Origin of the sequence: Arthrobacter sp. ok362 (assembly GCF_900102785.1) — a bacterium.
In the GTDB taxonomy this organism is placed as follows: domain Bacteria; phylum Actinomycetota; class Actinomycetes; order Actinomycetales; family Micrococcaceae; genus Arthrobacter.
In genome coordinates this window covers 81427-99976 of the sequence record NZ_FNGC01000008.1, presented here as the reverse complement: position 1 = coordinate 99976, position 18550 = coordinate 81427, and the positions used below count along the sequence as shown (strand labels likewise).

At 68.7% G+C, this 18550-nt stretch carries 16 protein-coding genes and 1 riboswitch; of the genes, 5 read left to right on the top strand and 11 right to left on the bottom strand.

The window, feature by feature from the left end:
* Positions 1-3: 3 nt before the first annotated feature.
* From BLQ10_RS11990 to BLQ10_RS11960, 6 genes are all read right to left on the bottom strand, one after another.
* Positions 4-2055 carry a glycosyltransferase family 39 protein gene (locus BLQ10_RS11990; RefSeq protein WP_091562225.1) on the bottom strand — a complete coding sequence of 684 codons (2052 nt, stop codon included), beginning with the start codon at positions 2053-2055 and terminating at the stop codon, positions 4-6.
* A complete protein-coding gene (locus tag BLQ10_RS11985; protein WP_091562224.1) occupies positions 2056-3489 on the bottom strand; it encodes a bifunctional glycosyltransferase family 2/GtrA family protein in 1434 nt (477 codons plus the stop codon).
* 161 nt (positions 3490-3650) lie between these two features.
* Positions 3651-4124 carry a hypothetical protein gene (locus tag BLQ10_RS11980; protein ID WP_091562221.1) on the bottom strand — a complete coding sequence of 158 codons (474 nt, stop codon included), beginning with the start codon at positions 4122-4124 and terminating at the stop codon, positions 3651-3653.
* A 181-nt stretch (positions 4125-4305) separates the two neighbouring features.
* Positions 4306-5121 carry an aggregation-promoting factor C-terminal-like domain-containing protein gene (locus BLQ10_RS22040; RefSeq protein WP_139164220.1) on the bottom strand — a complete coding sequence of 272 codons (816 nt, stop codon included), beginning with the start codon at positions 5119-5121 and terminating at the stop codon, positions 4306-4308.
* Positions 5122-5125: 4 nt separating this feature from the next.
* Positions 5126-5284: riboswitch (cyclic di-AMP (ydaO/yuaA leader) on the bottom strand.
* Between the two features lie 171 nt (positions 5285-5455).
* On the bottom strand, positions 5456-7114 hold the full coding sequence (locus tag BLQ10_RS11965; RefSeq protein WP_091562216.1) for a sensor histidine kinase: 1659 nt from the start codon (positions 7112-7114) through the stop codon (positions 5456-5458).
* A gap of 21 nt (positions 7115-7135) precedes the next feature.
* A complete protein-coding gene (locus BLQ10_RS11960; protein WP_091562214.1) occupies positions 7136-7876 on the bottom strand; it encodes a response regulator transcription factor in 741 nt (246 codons plus the stop codon).
* Positions 7877-8117: 241 nt separating this feature from the next.
* On the opposite strand from BLQ10_RS11960, the gene BLQ10_RS11955 reads away from it, so the two are divergent.
* The 5 genes from BLQ10_RS11955 to BLQ10_RS11935 all read left to right on the top strand — a co-directional run bounded on the left by BLQ10_RS11955 (position 8118) and on the right by BLQ10_RS11935 (position 12528).
* The gene (locus tag BLQ10_RS11955) at positions 8118-9125 is read left to right on the top strand and encodes a hypothetical protein (RefSeq protein ID WP_254785541.1); all 1008 of its coding nucleotides are present in this window, start codon (positions 8118-8120) and stop codon (positions 9123-9125) included.
* Between the two features lie 543 nt (positions 9126-9668).
* A complete protein-coding gene (locus BLQ10_RS11950) occupies positions 9669-10532 on the top strand; it encodes a winged helix-turn-helix domain-containing protein (RefSeq protein WP_091562212.1) in 864 nt (287 codons plus the stop codon).
* 385 nt (positions 10533-10917) lie between these two features.
* The gene (locus BLQ10_RS11945) at positions 10918-11121 is read left to right on the top strand and encodes a dodecin family protein (protein WP_091562209.1); all 204 of its coding nucleotides are present in this window, start codon (positions 10918-10920) and stop codon (positions 11119-11121) included.
* 55 nt (positions 11122-11176) lie between these two features.
* The gene (locus BLQ10_RS11940; protein WP_090582526.1) at positions 11177-11704 is read left to right on the top strand and encodes a SixA phosphatase family protein; all 528 of its coding nucleotides are present in this window, start codon (positions 11177-11179) and stop codon (positions 11702-11704) included.
* A 137-nt stretch (positions 11705-11841) separates the two neighbouring features.
* Positions 11842-12528: a hypothetical protein gene (locus BLQ10_RS11935; RefSeq protein WP_091562208.1), complete on the top strand. Its 687-nt coding sequence runs from the start codon at positions 11842-11844 to the stop codon at positions 12526-12528.
* Between the two features lie 54 nt (positions 12529-12582).
* Here the strand turns inward: BLQ10_RS11935 and BLQ10_RS11930 are convergent, their stop codons facing one another.
* The 5 genes from BLQ10_RS11930 to BLQ10_RS11910 all read right to left on the bottom strand — a co-directional run bounded on the left by BLQ10_RS11930 (position 12583) and on the right by BLQ10_RS11910 (position 18390).
* Positions 12583-13212 carry a hypothetical protein gene (locus BLQ10_RS11930; protein ID WP_091562205.1) on the bottom strand — a complete coding sequence of 210 codons (630 nt, stop codon included), beginning with the start codon at positions 13210-13212 and terminating at the stop codon, positions 12583-12585.
* A gap of 17 nt (positions 13213-13229) precedes the next feature.
* Complete coding sequence (locus tag BLQ10_RS11925) at positions 13230-13892, bottom strand: TetR/AcrR family transcriptional regulator (protein ID WP_091562204.1); 663 nt, start codon at positions 13890-13892, stop codon at positions 13230-13232.
* The gene (locus tag BLQ10_RS11920) at positions 13889-15961 is read right to left on the bottom strand and encodes a YhgE/Pip family protein (protein WP_091562200.1); all 2073 of its coding nucleotides are present in this window, start codon (positions 15959-15961) and stop codon (positions 13889-13891) included. The genes BLQ10_RS11925 and BLQ10_RS11920 overlap by 4 nt, the downstream gene beginning before the upstream one ends.
* Positions 15958-16698 carry an ABC transporter ATP-binding protein gene (locus tag BLQ10_RS11915; RefSeq protein WP_091562198.1) on the bottom strand — a complete coding sequence of 247 codons (741 nt, stop codon included), beginning with the start codon at positions 16696-16698 and terminating at the stop codon, positions 15958-15960. Before BLQ10_RS11915 ends, BLQ10_RS11920 begins: the two co-directional genes overlap by 4 nt.
* A 156-nt stretch (positions 16699-16854) precedes the next feature.
* Complete coding sequence (locus BLQ10_RS11910; RefSeq protein ID WP_091562196.1) at positions 16855-18390, bottom strand: dihydrolipoyl dehydrogenase family protein; 1536 nt, start codon at positions 18388-18390, stop codon at positions 16855-16857.
* Positions 18391-18550 lie beyond the last annotated feature (160 nt).

Here is an 18550-nt window from a genome sequence, read left to right as displayed (position 1 = left end):
GGCCTATGCTCCCAGCTTGTAGACGGTGGTGTTGCCCACGGTCTGGGCCTGGTAGTTGGCCGCGACCCAGGTGGTGACCTCGGAGTTGCCCCCGCGGCCCCCGCCCATGCCGCCCATGCCGCCGGAAATGAAGTAGCCGATCTCGCCGCGGTCCACCATCGCCTGGAACTGTGCGAGCGTCGGGTAGGGGTCGCCGCCGTTCCAGCCGCCGAGGGCGATCACGCTGGTGCCGGTGGCGAGTTCCAGGCTCGCGGCCTGGGTGGCGCCGGAGACAATCGCTGACCACTTGGCGCCGGAGGACTTCAGCAGCGCGTTCAGCTCCGCCGAGGATGTCTCCCCGCCGGGGCCGCCGCCGGCCGCGGCGCCGGCGCTGCCATCAGCACCGTCACTGCCGGCCCGGCCTGCTGCCCCGAAGCCGCCGCCCATCGCGGACGCGGTGGGACCGGACGTGGGGATCGAACCGGAATGCGGCTGGGCCACGGTCGCCAGCGTCCAGGCGGTGCTCCCGAGGCCGCCAGCGAGCAGCGCGAGGATCACGAAGCCCGCCGTCGCGGCCTTGCGGAACCGCGCCGGCAGCGCAGCCATGCTGTCGGCCCGCAGGAGCAACGCCGCGGCCGCGAGCACGCCCAGGACCACTGCGATCACCCGGAGCCCGGGAAGCCAGGCCGGATCGCGGCCCAGGAGCACGGCGGACCAGACCGAGGTGGCCAGTACTGTCACGGCCAGGACAACCCGCGCCGGCCAGTAGGCCCGGCCCCGCCACAGTTCCAGCGAGCCGATGCCCGCCAGGGCAGCGATCGCGGGGGCCAGCGCCACGGCATAGTACGGATGCACGGTGCCGCTCATGAAGCTGAAGATTCCGGCCGTAATCACCAGCCAGCCGCCCCACAGCAGGAGCGCCGCACGGGTTTTTGAGGTCCGGGCCTCGCGCCGGGTGAACCAAAGCCCGGCGGCCAGCAGGATCAGGGCCGCCGGCAGCAGCCAGGACACCTCGCCGCCGAAACTCGTCCCGAACATCCGGGTGATCCCGGCCGTGCCGCCGAAACCTACATTGCCGTTGCCGCCCGGGCCGCCGGCGTTCCCGCCCAAGTTCCCTCCGCCCGGCATGCCCCCGCCGGACCCGGTAATCCGGCCCAGGCCGTTGTAGCCGAACGTGAGTTCCAGGAAGCTGTTGGTTTCCGAGCCCGCCATGTACGGGCGCACCGAGGCGGGGGTCAATTGGAACAGCACAAGATAGCTTCCGGCCACCACCGCAATCCCTGCAGCGGCGGCCAGCAGGTGCAGGAGCCGGCGGCCGAGGGTGGTGGGGGCCGCCCACAGGTAGGCCAGGGCCAGCCCGGGCACGATCAGGAAGCCCTGCAGCATCTTGGACAGGAAGGCCAGGCCGATCACCGCGCCGGCCGCGGCGAGCCACTTCCACCCGCCCTTCTCGATGGCGCGGGTGGTGAGGTAGGCGGCCAGCACCAGGCACAGCGTGAGCATCGCGTCCGGGTTGTTGAACCGGAACATGAGGGCGGCCACCGGGGTCAGCGCCAGGGCGCCGCCGGCGAGCAGCCCCGCAGCCGGTCCGGACACCCGCTTGACGGTCAGGTAGAGGAGCCCGACGGCGGCCACTCCCATGAGTGCCTGGGGAATGAGCATGCTCAGTGCCGAGAAGCCGAAGATCCGCCCCGCGAGGGCCGGGATCCACAGGGCGGCCGGCGGTTTGTCCACGGTGATGGCGTTGCCGGCGTCGAGGGAACCGAAGAGCAGGGCGGTCCAGTCCTTGGTCCCGGCCTGGATCGCCGCGGCGTAGAAGGAGTTGGCGTAGCCGGTGGCTTCCAGGTTCCACAGGTACAACGCTGCGGTGACCACCAGCAGCAGCGCCGCCGAGGGCCGCACCCAACGGGGCTGCGGTCCGAACAGGAGACGTTCCTTGCGGCTCTGGGACGCGGACAGGTGCGGCGCCGTCGCGGCTGCCTCGGGTGCTGAGGCGGGCGAATCATGGGCTGCCGGCGGGTTGCCGGCCGGGGAGCCAGCCTGGGCTCCGGCGGTGGGGCTGATGGTTGCCGTCATTTACTTGGCCGTTTCTGTGCGGGGGAGGGAAGCGTCGGTGGCGCCGAGCGTCGGAACAGCGGGGGTGGGCCGGTGGCGGAAGACCACCAGCCGGAAGAGCAGGAATTTGACGGCCGTGGCCGCGAGGTTGGCGGCGGTGACCGTGAGCAGTTCAAGCCAGCGGTCCGGTGCCCCTCCTGACGCGCCGTGGACCAGGGCGAGTGCGCCCGAGGTCAGGGCCAGGCCGATACCGAAGACCAGCAGTCCCTCGAAGTGGTGGCGGGCCGCCTGGCTGCTGCCCTGGATACCGAACGTGAAGCGTCGGTTGGCCGCGGTGTTGGCCACGGCGGTGGTGAGCAAGGCGAGGAAATTGGCCAGCTGCGGGTCCATGATCCCGCGGCAGAGCAGGAAAATCGCAAGGTATGCCAGGGTGGAGGCCACGCCGATGCTGCCGAAGCGGACGAGTTGTCCGAAGAGGCTGCCGCCGGGGCTTTGTTCCTGGGTCCGCGAGGAGGCCGGCAGCGGTCCGCGGGCCAGTGCGGCGCGGAGTTCGGGCACCGGGATCTGGCCCGAGACCAGGTCCCGGCTCAACCGTGCCATGCCGCGCAGGTCCGCGAGGGCAGTCTGGACAATGTCCACGCTGGAATCCGGGTCGTCGGTCCAGTCCACCGGGACTTCGTGGACGCGCAGGCCGCACTTTTCTGCCAAGACCAGCAGCTCGGTGTCGAAGAACCAGGCGTTGTCCAGGGTGTGGGGGAGCAGTTGCCGTGCCACGTCCGCCCGGATCGCCTTGAAGCCGCACTGGGCGTCGCTGAAGTGGGCTCCCATGAAGGACTGCAGCAGGAAGTTGTAGCTGCGCGAGATGAGTTCCCGCTTGGGTCCGCGGACCACGCGCGAGTTGCGGGTCAGCCGGGTCCCGATCGCCAGGTCGGAGTGTCCCGAAATGAGCGGGGCCAGGAGGGGGCCAAGCGCAGCCAGATCGGTGGACAGGTCCACGTCCATGTAGGCCAGGACCGGCGACGGCGAGGCGAGCCACACCTTGCGCAGCGCGTTTCCGCGGCCTTTTTCGGCCATGTGGACCACGTTCACTTCGCGCAGCTCGCGGGCTACGCGTTCCGCGGTCTTGAGCGTACCGTCGGTGCTTGCGTTGTCCGCCACCGTGATCCGGAAGGAATGCGGGAATTCGCCGAGCAGGTATGTATGGAGCCGGCGCAGGCATGCTTCGAGGTCCCGTTCCTCGTTGAAGACCGGGATGGTGACGTCCAGCAGCGGTGTGCTGGTACGCGTGTCAATGGCTGAGCGCCGGCCGCCGGGGCCGGTGAACGCCGCGGCGAACGGGTCCGGGACGGACGCGTCGGCCAGGGCCAGCCCGGACGGTGCGGCGGGTGCCGCCGGCCCGGCCGGGGTCGCCGTGGAGTGGGGCAGGGTTCCTGAGGCCTGGTCTGTGAACGTCATGGTTCAACATTCCCGGCGGCGCATATGAGGGCTTTAGGGTCAAGCTGTGCGGGGGCTGTGGAAGTTCAAGGTCCGGTGGAGGCCCCGGCGACAGGCTTGTGAACCCAGGAAAGCGGCGGCGGTGCGCCATACTTGGTGCACCGCCGCCGCGGCGTGCTTCGTCAGGGAGCCAGCAGCGGACAGACGTTCGTCGCCGTGCCTGGTCCGGTGAATCTCCTCACCTCTCCCAAGCCATCCGGGGTGAGGGCATAGTTGACGTTGCCGGTCGTCAGGTAGAGGCCGTCCGGCGAGGGGAGCAGCAGGAGATTCCTGCCCGTGGAGATTACCTCAATCCTGTCGCTGAGGAATGTGTAGCGGCTGGTGCCGGTGATCACATAGTTGAGGGTCTTGCCGTTGGCCGTCAGCGTGATTTTCAGGCCGGGCGACGAGCTGATGACGGTGCCGGAAGGCGTAGTGATGTTCTTGACCCGACCGGTGAGCTGGTAGGCGACGGGAAAGCCGCAATTGTCCAAGGTGCCCGAAACAGGATCGGGTGGCGCCGGTGGCCCGTGCCCCTCGGGCGGCGCCGCCGCGGCCGGACCGGCGCCGGCGAAGATTGCGGCCGCGAGGACCGCCGGAATTGCCCATTTTTTCATGTTGTGCTCCTGGAATTTGACTCCGTGCCCTGGAGCGGGCACCCCGCGTGCTTGGTTAATGGAGGCAGCGGTGACCAAGCCTCCCTCCCCGACCTTGAGAAAACCTTGTCAGCCGAAACATGCGGAGGCCCCGGATCCATGTGGATCCGGGGCCTTCTGTGCGGGGCGGGCTAGTGCCGGTTTAGTACCAGTTGTGCGCGTAGTGGAAGCTCAGGGCGCCGCAGGGGGAGCCGTAGCGCGACTTGACGTAGTCCAGGCCCCAGTTGATCTGGGTCCGGTAGTTGGTCATGTAGTCGGCACCGGCGCTCGCCATCTTCGAGGCGGGCAGGGACTGGACAACGCCGTAGGCGCCGCTGCTAGCGTTCGTGGCGGTCGTCTTCCAGTCCGATTCCTTGGTCCAGAGCTTTTGCAGGCACTGCATCTGTCCCGGCGCCCAGCCGTAGCGGCCCAGCTGGGCGGCGGCGTAGGCCTGCGCCCCGGCGGGGTCGTTGACGGCGGTCGGCTTGGCTGCGCGGGCCGGTGCGGGAGCCGCTGCTTTGGCCGGCTTCGGCGCGGCCGCGTGGGCCCGTGCCGGAGCCGGCGCGGCGGCAGGCTTAGGGGCGGCGGCGGGCTTAGGAGCCGCTGCGGGCTTAGGAGCGGCGGCGGGCTTAACCTCAGCGGCGTGGGCTGTCACGCTGCTATCCGATGCCGCGGACGGCGCAGCGGCCTGGACTCGTTCGAAGTTGAGCTTGGCCAGCGGGACGGCGCTAGTGGCCGTTTGGCTCGCAACGTTCGCCGTGTGGAGGCCCGGCTCTGCCGCCTGGCTGGCGGCGGCGCCCCCCACCAGCATGGCGCAGGCGGCGGTGACGACGGCGGCGCGGCGGCCGGTGATGCCGAGCCCGGTGGCCAGCCTGGACAGGGCGGATGCCTGTGTGGCTGGTTCGGCGCGGTGGCGCGACTTGGTGGAGCGGGAATCGGAATCGCCGTCAGGGCGCGTTTGTACCTGGAATTCAGTCATGATGATGGCCTCTCAACGCCGGCGGAGTTAGCTGTCGGGTTCGGATGAGGTCATCCGGCCGCACGGAATATCACGTGTCGGCTTCACCCCGAGGGCGCATGAAATGCAGAATGCCCGGGAACTCTGGGTCCCCCGCCTCTGCCTGGTCCAGCGGAATCCGGGAAGCGGCAGAGTTTGGCGTCCGTCCGGATATGCGGCACCGATGGCGGCGCACTCCAAAGACGCTACAGGACCCAAGCGCTTAAGTCACATTTTGGTAACAGGAGTCACAGTGGCGGGGTGTCGGCTTGTGCCGGACTCGCCGGTGGGTTCGGGCCAGGAATCCGGTGGCTGGCTACGCCGAGGGCGGCGCTGCGGGCAGCCGCACGGCGAACTCCGTGCGGCCCGGCCGGGACGTGACTTCGACCGTCCCTCCGTGGGCCTCCACGATCGACTGGACAATGGACAAACCCAACCCGCTCGTTCCCTCGGAGGTCGGCGCCGCAGTCGCCGTTCCCAGACCGCGGCTGCCTCCGGCTGGCCTGCCGGAGGCGCCGGAAGCAGCGCGGGAAGCAGCACTGGAAGCGCCGCCGGAAGCCGAGCGTGCGGCGGCTCCGGACCGGGCCCCCGCCGTCGCGACTGCCGGGTTGACTGCCGGACGCGCTGCGGGAGTGGCCGCTGGATTGGTGCGCGCTGCGTCGGCCCGTGCGAAGCGGGCGAAGACCCGGCCGACGAATTCCGGAGCGATGCCGCTGCCATTGTCCGTCACGGTGACCACGGCGCTGCCGTCAGCCGAACGCATGACGCCCGTGGCCACCTTGGTCCCGGGGTCCGTGTGCTTGCGTGCATTGGACAGGAGGTTAGCGAGGACCTGGTGAAGCTGGGCCGCGTCACCGCGCACCACCACGGGCTCCTCCGGAAGTTCCAGCTGCCAGATGCGGTCCGGGGCCATGACTTTCTCATCGCTCACCGTTTCGATTGCCAACTGCGTGAGGTCGACGTCGGAGATCTTGAGCGGCTGTCCCTCGTCCAGGCGTGCCAGCAGCAGCAGGTCCTCCACAAGGGTGGTCATCCGCACGGACTGGCTTTGCACCCGGGCGAGGGACCTCTCGCCGTCGGGGGTGAAATGCTCGGTCATCCGCATCAGCTCCGTGTAGCCGCGGATGGCCGTCAGCGGGGTGCGGAGTTCGTGCGAGGCATCGGCGACGAACTGCCGCACCTTCATCTCGCTCTCCTGCCGCGCCTCGAGGGCATTGGAGACGTTGTCCAGCATCTTGTTCAGCGCGTAGCCCACGCTGCCCACTTCTGTTCCGCGGTGGGCCGCCGACGCCGGTACGCGTACCCCCAGCGCCACCTCGCCGGCGTCCAGCGGCAGGCGGGAGACCTTAGTGGCCACCTCGGAGAGCTGTTCCAGCGGCTTCATAGTGCGCCGGATCAGGGCCGTGCCGGCGAGCCCGATCAGCACGAGTCCGCCGGCGGAGACCACCACCATGGTCCACACCAGCGAGGCCAGGGTGCTTTCCTTTTCTGCCAGCGGAAGCCCGGTGACAATCACGTCGCCGTAAGGTGCACGCGCGGCCGTGAGCCGGTACGCGCCGGCCGAGAGGGTCCGGTCCACGGGCACACCGTTCGGGGTGAGCGCCAGGAGGACCGCGTTGTCGTCGCGGGAGAGGCTCTTGAGGGTGGCGTCCCCGGCCAGGAAGCCGGCGCTGCTGACCGCGCCGTCCTCCAGCCGGGCATTAAGCATCCCGACGCCCTGCCCACGGGCTTCGAGGGGGTCGCGGCGGCCGCCGGAGTTACCGGGCCCGGGCCGGCCGAACTCGATCGCGCGGTGGGAAGCATTGCTGAGCTGGTCATCGAGCTGCCGGGTCAGGAACAGATCCATGGAGGCATAGCTGAACAGTCCCACGGCGCCGCAGATGGCCACGAGCAGTGCCATGGCGACGAGGACCAGCCGGGTGCGCAAATGCCACGTGGACGGGTTGCGCCAGTCGCGTCCGGGGACGCGGGTCATGCCAGAAAGCGTGGGCACGGATCAGTCCGCCGGCTTTAGGACGTAGCCGGCGCCGCGGACCGTGTGGATCATGGGAGTGTGGTTGGTGTCGACCTTCTTGCGGAGGTAGGAAATGTACAGTTCCACGATGTTCGCCTGGCCGCCGAAGTCATATTCCCAGACACGGTCCAGGATCTGGGCCTTGCTGATGACCCGTTTGGGGTTTTCCATGAGGTAGCGCAGCAGCTCGAACTGCGTGGCGGTCAGATGCAACTCCTCACCCGCCCTGGTGACTTCGCGGGTGTCGACATTGAGCACAAGGTCTCCCACCACCAGTTCGGCGGTATCCATGGCGGCCACCCCGGAGCGCTGGACCAGCCGGTGCAGGCGCAGCAGCACCTCTTCCATGCTGAACGGCTTGGTGACGTAGTCATCGCCGCCGGCTGCCAGGCCGGTAATGCGGTCCTGGACGGCATCCTTGGCCGTGAGGAACAGCGCCGGCACCTCCGGCGCGAACGCGCGGATCCTGCTCAGCAGCTCGACGCCGTCGAACCCGGGCAGCATCACGTCCAGCACCAGTACGTCGGGGCGGAACTCCTTGGCAAGCCGGACGGCTCCGGGCCCGTCCTCCGCCACGGTCACTGACCAGCCGGCCATCCGCAGGCCCATGCTCATGAGCTCGGAGAGGCTGGGCTCGTCGTCCACCACCAGCGCGCGGATGGGGGAGCCATCCGGATGCGTGAGCTGGGGAAGGTTGTTAGTCATGGAGTGCGAAGTGGCCATGGGACAACTCTCCGATCTGCCGGTTAGGCGGGGCTTTGGGGACCCTGTGCGCCACCTGTGAATCCCAGCCTAGCGAGCTGGACGCCCTTCCGGGGCCGCAGGGGCCGCTCGGGCAACGCCCAATCCGGCCTTCCCGTCCTGCCAGAAGGTCACAGGCCCGGCTGTCGGCCCGCACAGCCGAGGCACAGCATCGCTCAGCACTCTGGGGTAAACACCGATCCGCACCCTAAGGAGATACATCATGAGCGGTCAGCATCCCGGAACCGGCTCCGGACCAGCCCCCGAGCCCGCCTCCGAACCAGCCCCCAACGTAATAGCGTCAACAGCGGCGCCGGCGACCGTGACCACGCCCCAGGCGGTCGGGCAGTACGACGCCCGCCTCCCTGACGCCGGGCAGTACAACGCCGGACACGCCGACGGCCGGCAGTACGACGCCGGGCAGCACGACGCGGGGCAGCACGACGCGGGGCAGTACGACGCCGGGCGGCCGGCAGCGGGCACCGCCTCCGGCTGGGGTGCGCCCCCGGTTTCGAAAGTTCCGGCATCGGCCCCGGCCTGGGGCATGCCCCGGCAGGAGCCTCCGGCTCCGGCTGCCGCAGGCTGGGGCGCGCCGGGAGCCGCCGCCAGGACGGGCTCGGCGGCAAAGCCCTGGACCCTCACCCGAGGACTCGCCGTCGCCGGGGCCGCAGCTGTCCTGGCAGTCGGCGCCGGGGTGGGGGTCTACGCCCTTACCTCGAGTTCAGCGGCAGCCAATGGTCCGGCCGGAACGGCCGCCGGTGGGGCGGCAGGCGGGGCGGTCGGCGGCCAAGGGATCGCTCCCGGCATGCCAGGATCTGCGCAGGGCGGATTCGCGGGCGGCGGCATGTCGGGGCAGGGCGGTCCCGGCGACTTCGCTGTCGGTGGGATGGGCGGGCTTTCCGCGGCAGTGCATGCCGAATACGTGGTGCTGCAAGGAAGCGAATACACCAGCATGGCCGAGCAGTTGGGCACAGTGAGCGAGATCAGTTCGTCCTCCGTCACGGTCAAAAGCAGTGACGGGTTCACGCGCAGCTATGCGTTGGGCGCCGATGTGGTGGTGAGTAATCTGCAACAGCGGCGCCAGCAGGCCGGCGGTACGGGCACCCAGCTGAGCGTGGCGGACATCGTCGCGGGCGGGACGGTGCGGATCGTGGCGGCCAAGGACGGGTCCGGCTACGCGGCGTCGTCCGTCATGGTTGTGGCGGCGACCGCCACCGGCCAGTCCAACTAACCCCCCGCCGCGGCCGCCGTTGCCGCCGAGCCAGGCGGCAACGGCGGCTGCCCACTCCGTGGACCCCCTCGCAGGAAACGACGCAAAGGCACGGTTTTGCCAATTTGGGATGCTGTGAATGATTCCAGTCGCATCCCAAGAAGGCCCGAATAATATTCGGAGGATGCCACTTCCTGACCTTCCGGTCGGAAAAACACTTGTTATTTTATTGCAGTCGCAGAATTGTGACTTACGCTACAATCCTCCGATCTGTCTCACTATGTGGAACCGGGGGTCCATTGTTACTTGCAAGTTCGCATTGTTACGTTGCACACTTCAATTGTGAACAAGAACTCAACAGCACCTGCAGTCGCAGCTTCCTGGATCAGCGCACCCGCTGGTACCGAGATGCGCTGTTGTCGAATGCACGCCTAACTTTTACACCCCTATGAGTTTCTAGGCATTCGCCCCCAGCCCAGAGTCGGGCGCCCCTCCCCAATTTCATTGCGGGGAAAGAAGCATTCGAGCCGCGATGACGGCCATTCACATTGAGGTAAGCATTCCATGTCAGTTGCATCCGGATACGTCCACATCTCCGTCCGTAACGCCAGCAAGGCCGGCCAGACCTCCGGGATCCGCCAGGGCTTTGGCGGCCGCTCCGCGTTCGCACCCGCCGGATCCGCCGGCACCTTCCCCGCCCCCGGATATGCAGCGCAGGGCTACAACCCTGACTCCTACGGCCAGCTCCGTGCCGTTCCGCCGGCCCCCGCCACGGCGCCTACCCCCGTGATTGCCCCCGGTGCCGGCAGCCCGGTCCGTCCGGCTCCCAGCGACAACGTGGCCCGCGGCTTCGTGCTGTACATGGGGATCGACGAGGAAACCGCAGCTGCGGCAGGCACGTCCATCGCCAAGCTTGCCCAGGAAATCCGGGCCTACGCACAGTCGCTGGTTGCCGGCGCCGAAAGCTATGCCGCCGTCGCCGTCGCGCCGGCCAGTGCCCCCGGTTCCGCCCTCGACGTCGTCCGCTCGACCTTCGGTGACCCCACCGCAGGGGCCCGCCAGCGTACCGAGGCCGCGCGCCTGCAGCAGCCGCAGGATCCGCGGCCTTCCGGAGTGCTGATCGATCTCGCCCGCCGTGAGGTGCACCTCGACGGCGAATCCCTGAACCTGACATTCAAGGAGTTCGAGCTCCTGAACTACCTCGTGGAGAACGGCACCCGCACCGTGGGCCGCGACGAGCTCCTCGAAGGCCTGTGGCGGAACGCCGAAGAGGTCCCGAACGAACGGACCATCGACGTCCACATCCGCCGCCTGCGTTCCAAGCTCGGCCGCCTCGCCAACACCGTACGCACCGTGCGCGGCCAGGGCTACCGCTTCTACGAGCACCCCGAAGTAGTCGTCTGGGCCGCTCCGGAATACTCGATCTAGCCTTAGCTTCACGCAAAGCGTCCGTTCCCCTTAGGGAGCGGGCGCTTTCGCGTTTCCGGAAGCTTCAGTGGCTTTCCGCCGTGCCTTAGACACCTCCTTCGTTCCTCAGTCGGCGATGCGGCACTGCGCGGAAAGCCACTTCGCTTCCGCCGGGCAGCCCGTTCCCGTCGCGAATGACGGCCTTGCGTGGTCCCGCTGACGGGCATGTGCCTCCGCGGCTGAGGCGGCGAGGCCGGATTTTGGGGCCGCGGCGTGGCGGGCACCGCGAAGCGGGCACGGCCCCAAATCCGGCGAAGCCGCCGTTGGTGAGTCGCTATTGGACTCTGTTGCGTTTCTTGGCTCCGGCGTAGGCTTCGGATCGTTCATTCGACTATTGGGAGGAACCATGTCTGTTGCACGTATTACCACTGTGAGCGCCAACTCCAAGACCTCGTTTGAGGACGCCATCAAGGAAGGCATCGACCGGTCCAACAAGACCCTGCGCAACGTCACGGGGGCCTGGGTGAAGGAACAAAAGGTCGAAATCAACGACGGCGCCGTCGTTGCCTGGCACGTTGTCCTCGAAGTGACGTTTATCCTCGAGGGCTGACCGTGCCCGGGCGGCGGGGGCTCGTTGCGCACAGCCACCGCACTAGGATTGGGGCATGAGCGCGCATCACATCAAACGGCTGGTGATCATGCGGCACGCCAAGTCCGACTGGCCCGGCGGGGTTGCCGACCACGAAAGGCCGCTCGAAGAGCGCGGCCACAACGATGCCCCGGTCGCCGGAAAGTGGCTGCTAAAGCACGGCGTGGTCCCTGATTTCATCCTGTGCTCCAGCGCGCTGCGGACCCGCCAGACCTGCACCTGGGTGTGCCATGCCCTCGGGGACAAGGCGCCGACGCCCAAGCTCGAGGATGGCCTGTACGCCGCGTCCGCCTTGCGCATGCTGGCAGTGATCAACCACGTCCCGGACACCGTGAGCACCCTCATGGTGATTTCGCACATGCCCGGGGTGCAGGACCTCGCCATGCACCTTGCGTCGCGCGATTCCGACCACGACGCCTATATGGATGCCGCCACCCGCTTTCCGACCAGCGCTCTGACCGTCCTGGAAACGGAAAAGTCCTGGTCCGAACTGGACGGGCAGGACGCCAAACTGACCCACTTCAAGGTACCCCGCGCCAAATAGCCGCAGGCCCGCCCGGATATCGCTTCCCGAGACCATAGCTACCGGCCCAGTTCTGCGGTTTACTGTTGCTGTTTGCTGATGTGTTTCTCCAGTGGTTTTTGGGGCAGGTTAAGTAACCTAAGAAAAGGCGGATCAACGTGGATTCAGGGCAGCTCATAGGAATTATCGTCGGCATCATCGTGGTGCTCGCGATAGTGGCAGTCGCAGTCATGGTCAGCCGCAAGCGCAAGGTGGCCGCGGACCGGAACCGCGCCGCCGAGATGCGTGAACAGGCCAAGGCCGACGAATTGGGTGCGCGGGAACGTGAGGCCAAGGCGGTGCGTGCCGAGGCCGACGCGCAGGAGGCCGACCTCGAAGCCGAGCGCCTGCGGCAGGAAGCCCGCAGCCGCCAACAAGAGGCAGAAAGCGTCCGCTCCGGCGCGCAGGAGCAACTGCGCAAAGCCGACGAAGTGGACCCTGACGTGGTTACGTCCGAACGTGAAGGCGAGACCAAGGAAATGCCGACCCGCAAGGATTTGCGCTCCGAGAGGGCCGCCGGCGAGCCAGCGACCGGCATGCCCGCATCCGGCGCGCCCGCATCCGGCGACCAAGCGACCGGCATGCCCGCATCCGGCGCGCCCGCATCCGGCGACCAAGCGACCGGCATGCCCGCATCCGGCGCGCCCGCATCCGGCGACCAAGTGTCCGGCGAGCCAGCGACCGGAGCGCCGGCATCCGGCGACCAAATGTCCGGCGACCAGCGCAGCCGGGACGACGTGACCCAGGCGGACACCGCACAGGGCCCGGATACCACCCCCCGGGAAGACAAGCCTCGAAACCTCTGAGTCCGGTACCTCTAACCCGAAACCCCTGAGCCTGCAGGGGCCGGCGCCCCGGACTTAGCGGCGGGCGGAGGTCCGGGTGGGTGACTTGGCAGCGGGCGACTTTACCGGTGGCTTGGCCGGTGCCTTCGCGGGTGACTTTGCCGTGGGCCGGGCCACCGCCCGCGGAGCCGCCGGGCGCGCGGCGGTTCCCCTGGGCGTCGGACGCGGCGCGGACGGCCGCGGGCTTGCCGGCCTGGCTGCCGCGCCTCGTGCGGCAGGCGCCGGGCGGCGTCGCGGAGCCCGGCCCGGGGAACGCCGGCCGCGGCTCTTGCCGGGCAGGACAGTGCCGGCGAACAGCAACAGCAGCGTGACGGCTCCGGCGGCCGCAGCCAGATAGAAGTACAAATCCGGATGCTCGGAATCGACGCGCGTGGACAGGGCGTCGGGATCGGGGTTGAAGGCCAGTCCCCACTGGCGCAGGAATGCGATCCCGAACGCGATGAAGAGGATGCTGCCGACCCCGCTCGCGGCCAGGGTCTTGTGCCGGCGCCGGACCACCACCTCCGCCACACAGGCCACATAGGCCGTGGCGGCAGCCCCGACAAACCACACCAGCACCCACTCGTGCAGGGTTATTCCGGTCAGGACCAGAAGTGCCAGGGCGGCGAGGAACGCTCCGATGGCTATCTTCCCGCTGGTACCCATGTGACGCATGTGAACAATCATGCCCGAGCGGGCGGCTGCTTCACGACGTAGCCGCGCATGGAGGCCATAATTGCGGCGACACTCTGCTCCCTGGTCCGCTCCGGGTTGTACGTCTGGCGGTCCAGGCCCACCACGAAACAGGCCCCAAAGATTGCCGTTTCAAGGCTGCCCCGGGATACGGCGGGATCCACGGGATAGGCGGCGGCGACACCGTCGATGGCAGAGCCGATCACCGCGAGCAGGCGCCCCCGGAGCTCGGCGAACGTGTCCTGCCATTCACTGGGGGTGCGCCAGTTTTCGCTGACCCAAAGCCGGGCGAAGGACGGGTACTCGGCCATGAAGTCCATGGCCTGGCCGATCATCTCCTCCATGGCTGCGAGGGGATCGGCGGAGTCGTCCCTGACGCTCAGGAGCCGTGCCATGAGGATGTCCACGCCGTGGCGCAGCAGCTGGGCAATCAGGTCCGACTTGCTGCCAAAGTTGTAATACACCGTGCCCTTGGACACCCCGGCTGCCGTGGCGATCTCGTCCACCGTCACGCCCGCCGCGCCGCGCTCCCCGATCAGTTCCATGGACGCCTCGAACAGTTTCTGCCTCGTGGCGTTCGTGCGGGCTGGCCGGAGCTTTTTCTGCGCGTCCCCGGAACCTGCCGGGCTGTCGCCGCTTTGGCTGGTGGTCATACGGCGATCTCCGGTTTCAGTGTCTTGAGGGTCCAGTATTTGTTCTTGCGGACGGCAACGGTTGACATTGCCAGTCCCAGCAAAGTGTAGCCAACCAGTCCCAGCATGGTGGGCAGGATGATGGCGAGATCAGCGCCGTAGATCAGGTGCCGCATGCCGCTGACCACGTAGCCCATCGGCAGGATCTGGTGCACCACGTGCAGCGGCTCGGGCGTGGTCTGCCACGGGAAGGTGCCGCCGGAGGACACCAGCTGCAGCACCAGCAGGATGAGCACTACGAGCTTGCCGGGCGAGCCCAGCAGCGCCACCACACCCTGGATGATTGCGCTGAACGCCATCGCGGCCGCCAGCATGAGGAACCACATGAGCACCGGGTGGGCAGGGTCCAGCCCGAGCCCCACGTCCACCACCAGGGTCAGCAGGCTCGCCTGCACGGCGGACACTGCCAGGAACGGAAGCCAGCCGCCGGCGGCAATCTTCCAGGCCGGTGCATTGGAGGCCAGTGCGCGCTGGGTGACCGGGCGCATCGCCTGCACCAGCATGAAGATGCCGATCCACAGGGCCAGCGTCAGGAAGAACGGCGCCAGCCCGGCGCCGTAGGACCCGGCCTTGGCCTGCGAGACATTGCTGACGGTGACCGGATCCGCGATGACCTTGGAGAGGCTGTCCTTCTGGGCGCCGTCGGGATTGGGGACCTTCCCGGCGCCCTGGGCGAGTTCCGCGGCGAGCGTTCGCGCGCCGTCGGATGCCGTCGCCGCGCCGCTCTCCAGCTGCGCCGCGCCGTCGTCGAGTTTCTGGGCTCCCTGCACGAGTTTGCCGGCGCCGTCGACGGCGTTCTGCTGGCCGGCAGCGAGGGCCGCCGAACCGGCGGCCAGCTGGTCCGCCCCGGCGGAGGCCTGGCCGACGGCGTCGCTGAGGGCGGGTGCGGCGCCGGCCAGTTGGGAGGCGCCGGCGCTGACGGCGGCGGAACCGTCGGCCAGCTTCTGGACCTGCGCGGCGGCGGCCTGCAGTTTGGCGGCGGAGGCAGAAGCGGCGGCAGAAGCCGCGGGCGGTGCAGCGGTGGCGTCGACGTCGGCCACCACCTTGTCGGCCTGCTCCTGGCTGAGGACGCCGGCGGCGACCAGTCGGCTGGTGGACGCCACGACCCTGCTCCGCTGGGCCTGTGCAGCGGCCTGCTGCGCGGCCGTGAGTTGTCCGGGAAGGGCCTGGGCTTGGGTTTTGAAGGCGGCGTTGAGGGCGGCGTTGCCCGCGGCCACCTGGGCGGCGCCGTCGGCCAGCTGTTGTGCGTCGGCAGGCAGGGCTGCGGTCTTGTCCTTGAGCTGGGTGAGGCCGCTGCTGAGCTGACCGGCCCCGGCGCTGAGCGAAGTGGCGCCGTCCCGGAGCTTGACCTCGCCGTTGTAAAGCCCGGTGGCGCCGGATTTGAGCTCGCCGGTGCCCTGGTGCAGGGTCACGGTGCCGTCGTGGAGCCGGGCGACGCCGTCGGCGAGCTGGCCTGCGCCATCGGAGGCCTTGAGCATCTGCGTATGGATGGTGCCGAATCCGGTGAGGAGCTGGTTGGCGGTTTCCTCGCCCACCTCCTTGGCGACCGTCGTGTGCACCGCGGTGGTCAGTTTGTCCACGATAGTGCTCAGGAGATAGTTGTTGGCATCGTTGGTGGTGACATTGAGCATGGCCTGGTTGGCGGCGTCGAAGCTGCCGGGGGAGACCAGGTTCGCGGAAAAGTCCTGCGGAATTTTCAGGGCGAAGGCGTAGGTGCCGTTGCTGACGCCCTGGTCTGCTTCCTCTGTGCTGGCGACCGTCTTCCAGTTGAAGACGTGGCCGTCCACCAGGCTCTCGGCCACCTTCCGGCCGGCCTCCAGCCGCGTGCCGTCGGCAGCCGCGGCACCGGAGTCCTGCACCACCAGGGCCGCATCGATCTGATTCAGCTTGCCGTACGGATCCCAGTTGGCGTAGAGGTACACGGCGCCGTAGAGCAGCGGAACGAGGGCCAGGGCCAGGATGGTCAGCTTGGGCAGTAGCCCGCCGGTCATTCGTTTGAGCTCGGAGCGGGCCAGCCGCAGCACTGTCACTTTGCGTCCTCGGTTTCGGGGGAGAGGGATTCGGGCAAGAAGGTTTCGGGAGGGCCAGCTTTGTGAGCCTGGACTCCGTCAGCGTCAGCTCCGGCAGCATCGGGGTCGGCTTGCGGGATGGCGTTGCCGATCACGGCGGCGGGCCCGGTCCAGCTGTCCGGAAGACGGGTGACGGTGGCGACGACGGCGAGCGGCCGCCCGGCGTCGTGCGCCAGTTCCTGCAGCCGCGGCAGCCAGTCGGCAGCATCGCCGCTGTGCCGGTCGGGGGAGTCCACCACGAGGAGATCGGTGTCCGGATTGGCGAGGGCGAGCGCCGTGAGGAGCTCGGTCCGTCGGCCTGCCGGCAGCTGCTCGGTCCAAAGCCCGGCGATATCTTCGAAATTGTTGAGCCTCAGCCAGGGCGTGCTGCGCGCGGCGCCACGGTGGCGGCGCGGCACCAGGGCCAGGTCCTCGGTGACGAGGTCGCGGACGCTCAGGTGCTGTTCGGGCTCGTTGACGCCGGGGGAGTCGACCACGCTGCTCGCCTGCCGGAGCACCTTGATCCGGGCACTTCCGTCCCAGTTCACGATCCCCGCCGAGGGCTTCATGCGTCCGCTCAGGGCCAGGGCCAGGGCCGTCCGCTGGTCCTGGCGGACACCTTCGACCAGCAGGAGGTCCCCGCGGGCGGCCTCCAGCGAAGTTGGCGGCAGCAGGTCATCCCGCCGGCCGGTCACGGAGAGCTGTTGTACGCAGAGCAAAGCGGGCCTTTCGCAGAAACGATGTCCACTCAAGGCTAACTAAACTGACCAGTCAGTTCAAATAGAATCCGGGCGATGTGATGAACAAGACGTGCCGCAGGCCGCAGCGGCGGCCGGGCTGTCCGGGTCTGCGGTGCCGGAACGCCTCCTGCCGGTTCAGAGGCCGTACTCCTCCAGCAGGCGGAGCCAGACCTCGCTGATCGTCGGATAGGAAGGCACCGCGTGCCACAGGCGGTCCAGCGGCACTTCCCCCACCACCGCAATGGTGGCGGCGTGCAGGAGTTCAGCCACATCCGGTCCGGCGAACGTGGCGCCGAGCAGCACGTTGCGGTCCTCGTCGATAACCAGCTGCGCCCACCCTTCGTAGTGTTCGGCGTGCAGGGAGGAGCCGGCCACCTGGATGGGAAGCTCCACGGCGGAGGCCCGGAAGCCGTCTTTCTCGGCCTGCGCCATGGTGCGGCCGACATTCGCCAGCTCCGGGTCGGTAAACACCACATTCGGCACCGCGTGTTCATATGCCGTGTGGGCAAAGCGGCTCCACGGTGCCGGCTCGCCGGTGAGTTCACCCTTGGCCCGGGCGGCAATGGCGTCTCCGATAGCGCGGGCACCGTACTTGCCCTGATGGGTCAGCATGGCCCGTCCAGCGGCGTCGCCGGCAGCGTAGAGCCATGGATTGCCGGAGACCTCGTTGTCAGTTGCGCGGTGGACTAGTCCGGTGGAATCGGTGGTGAGTCGCAGGGTCCCGCCCTCGGGCGCCGAGAGCCCGACGCTGTCCAGGCCGAGCCCGTCGAGCGCGGGGTGCCGGCCAGTAGTGACGAGCAGCTTGTCCGCCGTGACCGTGGCGCCCCGGGCGGGGCCGTCCGTAGGGCCGTGGGCCGGGCCGTCCGCGGGGCCGACGCCCGGACTGTCCTTGGGGCCGCCGTCGAGCACGACGGTGAGGGAACCGTCGTCGTTTTCGTGCACGCTCCGGGTCCCGGTATGCAGGCGGAGGTCGACGCCGTCGGCGCGCAGGCCGGCCGCGACCAGATCGGCGGCCTGCCCCGGGAAAACGCCCAAGAGGCCGCCGCGGGCCACGAGGGTGACGGACGCGCCAAGGCGGGCATAAGCCTGGGCGAGTTCGACGCCGGCAACCCCGCCGCCCAGGACCGCGAGCCGCGCCGGGACCGCGCGGGCAGAGGTCGCCTCCCGGGTGGTCCAGTAGTCAACGTCGTGAAGCCCCTCCACCGGCGGCTGGTTGGGGGTGGATCCCGTGGCGACCACCACGGCATGCCGGGCCGTCAGCGCGTAGCTGTTGCCGTCCTGCCCTGCCACTTCGACCTGCCGTGGAGCGGTGATCCAGCCGCGGCCGCGGATCAGTTCGATCCCGGTGTCCTCCAACCACTTGACCTGGCTGCCGTCCTGCCAGTTCGAGGTGAAGTAGTCCCGGCGCTTCAGGACGGCTGCCGGATCCAAGGTGCGGGTGACCGCTTCCCGGGCTCCCGGGACTGTCTGCGCGCCGTGCAGTGCGGTGCCTGGACGCAGGAGCGCTTTCGAGGGCATGCATGCCCAGTAAGAGCACTCGCCGCCTACCAGCTCCGCCTCGACGAGCACCGCTGTCAGGCCGCCACGGACCACACGGTCCGCCACGTTCTCGCCCACGGCGCCCGCGCCGATCACAATGACATCGAATTCCCGCAGAAGCTGTGCTGTCATGGCACCAGCCTACGCCGGGGCCATGGCCGGATCCGGCCGTGCCCGGGCGGGCTCCCGGGGCGCCCCGGGCGCCGACGCTGCTGGGTTCCGACGTAATATGCCGGGCCGAACCCTTTGCAGGAGGGGGGACGGTCGCTACTGTTGGGACCATACTTGGGGG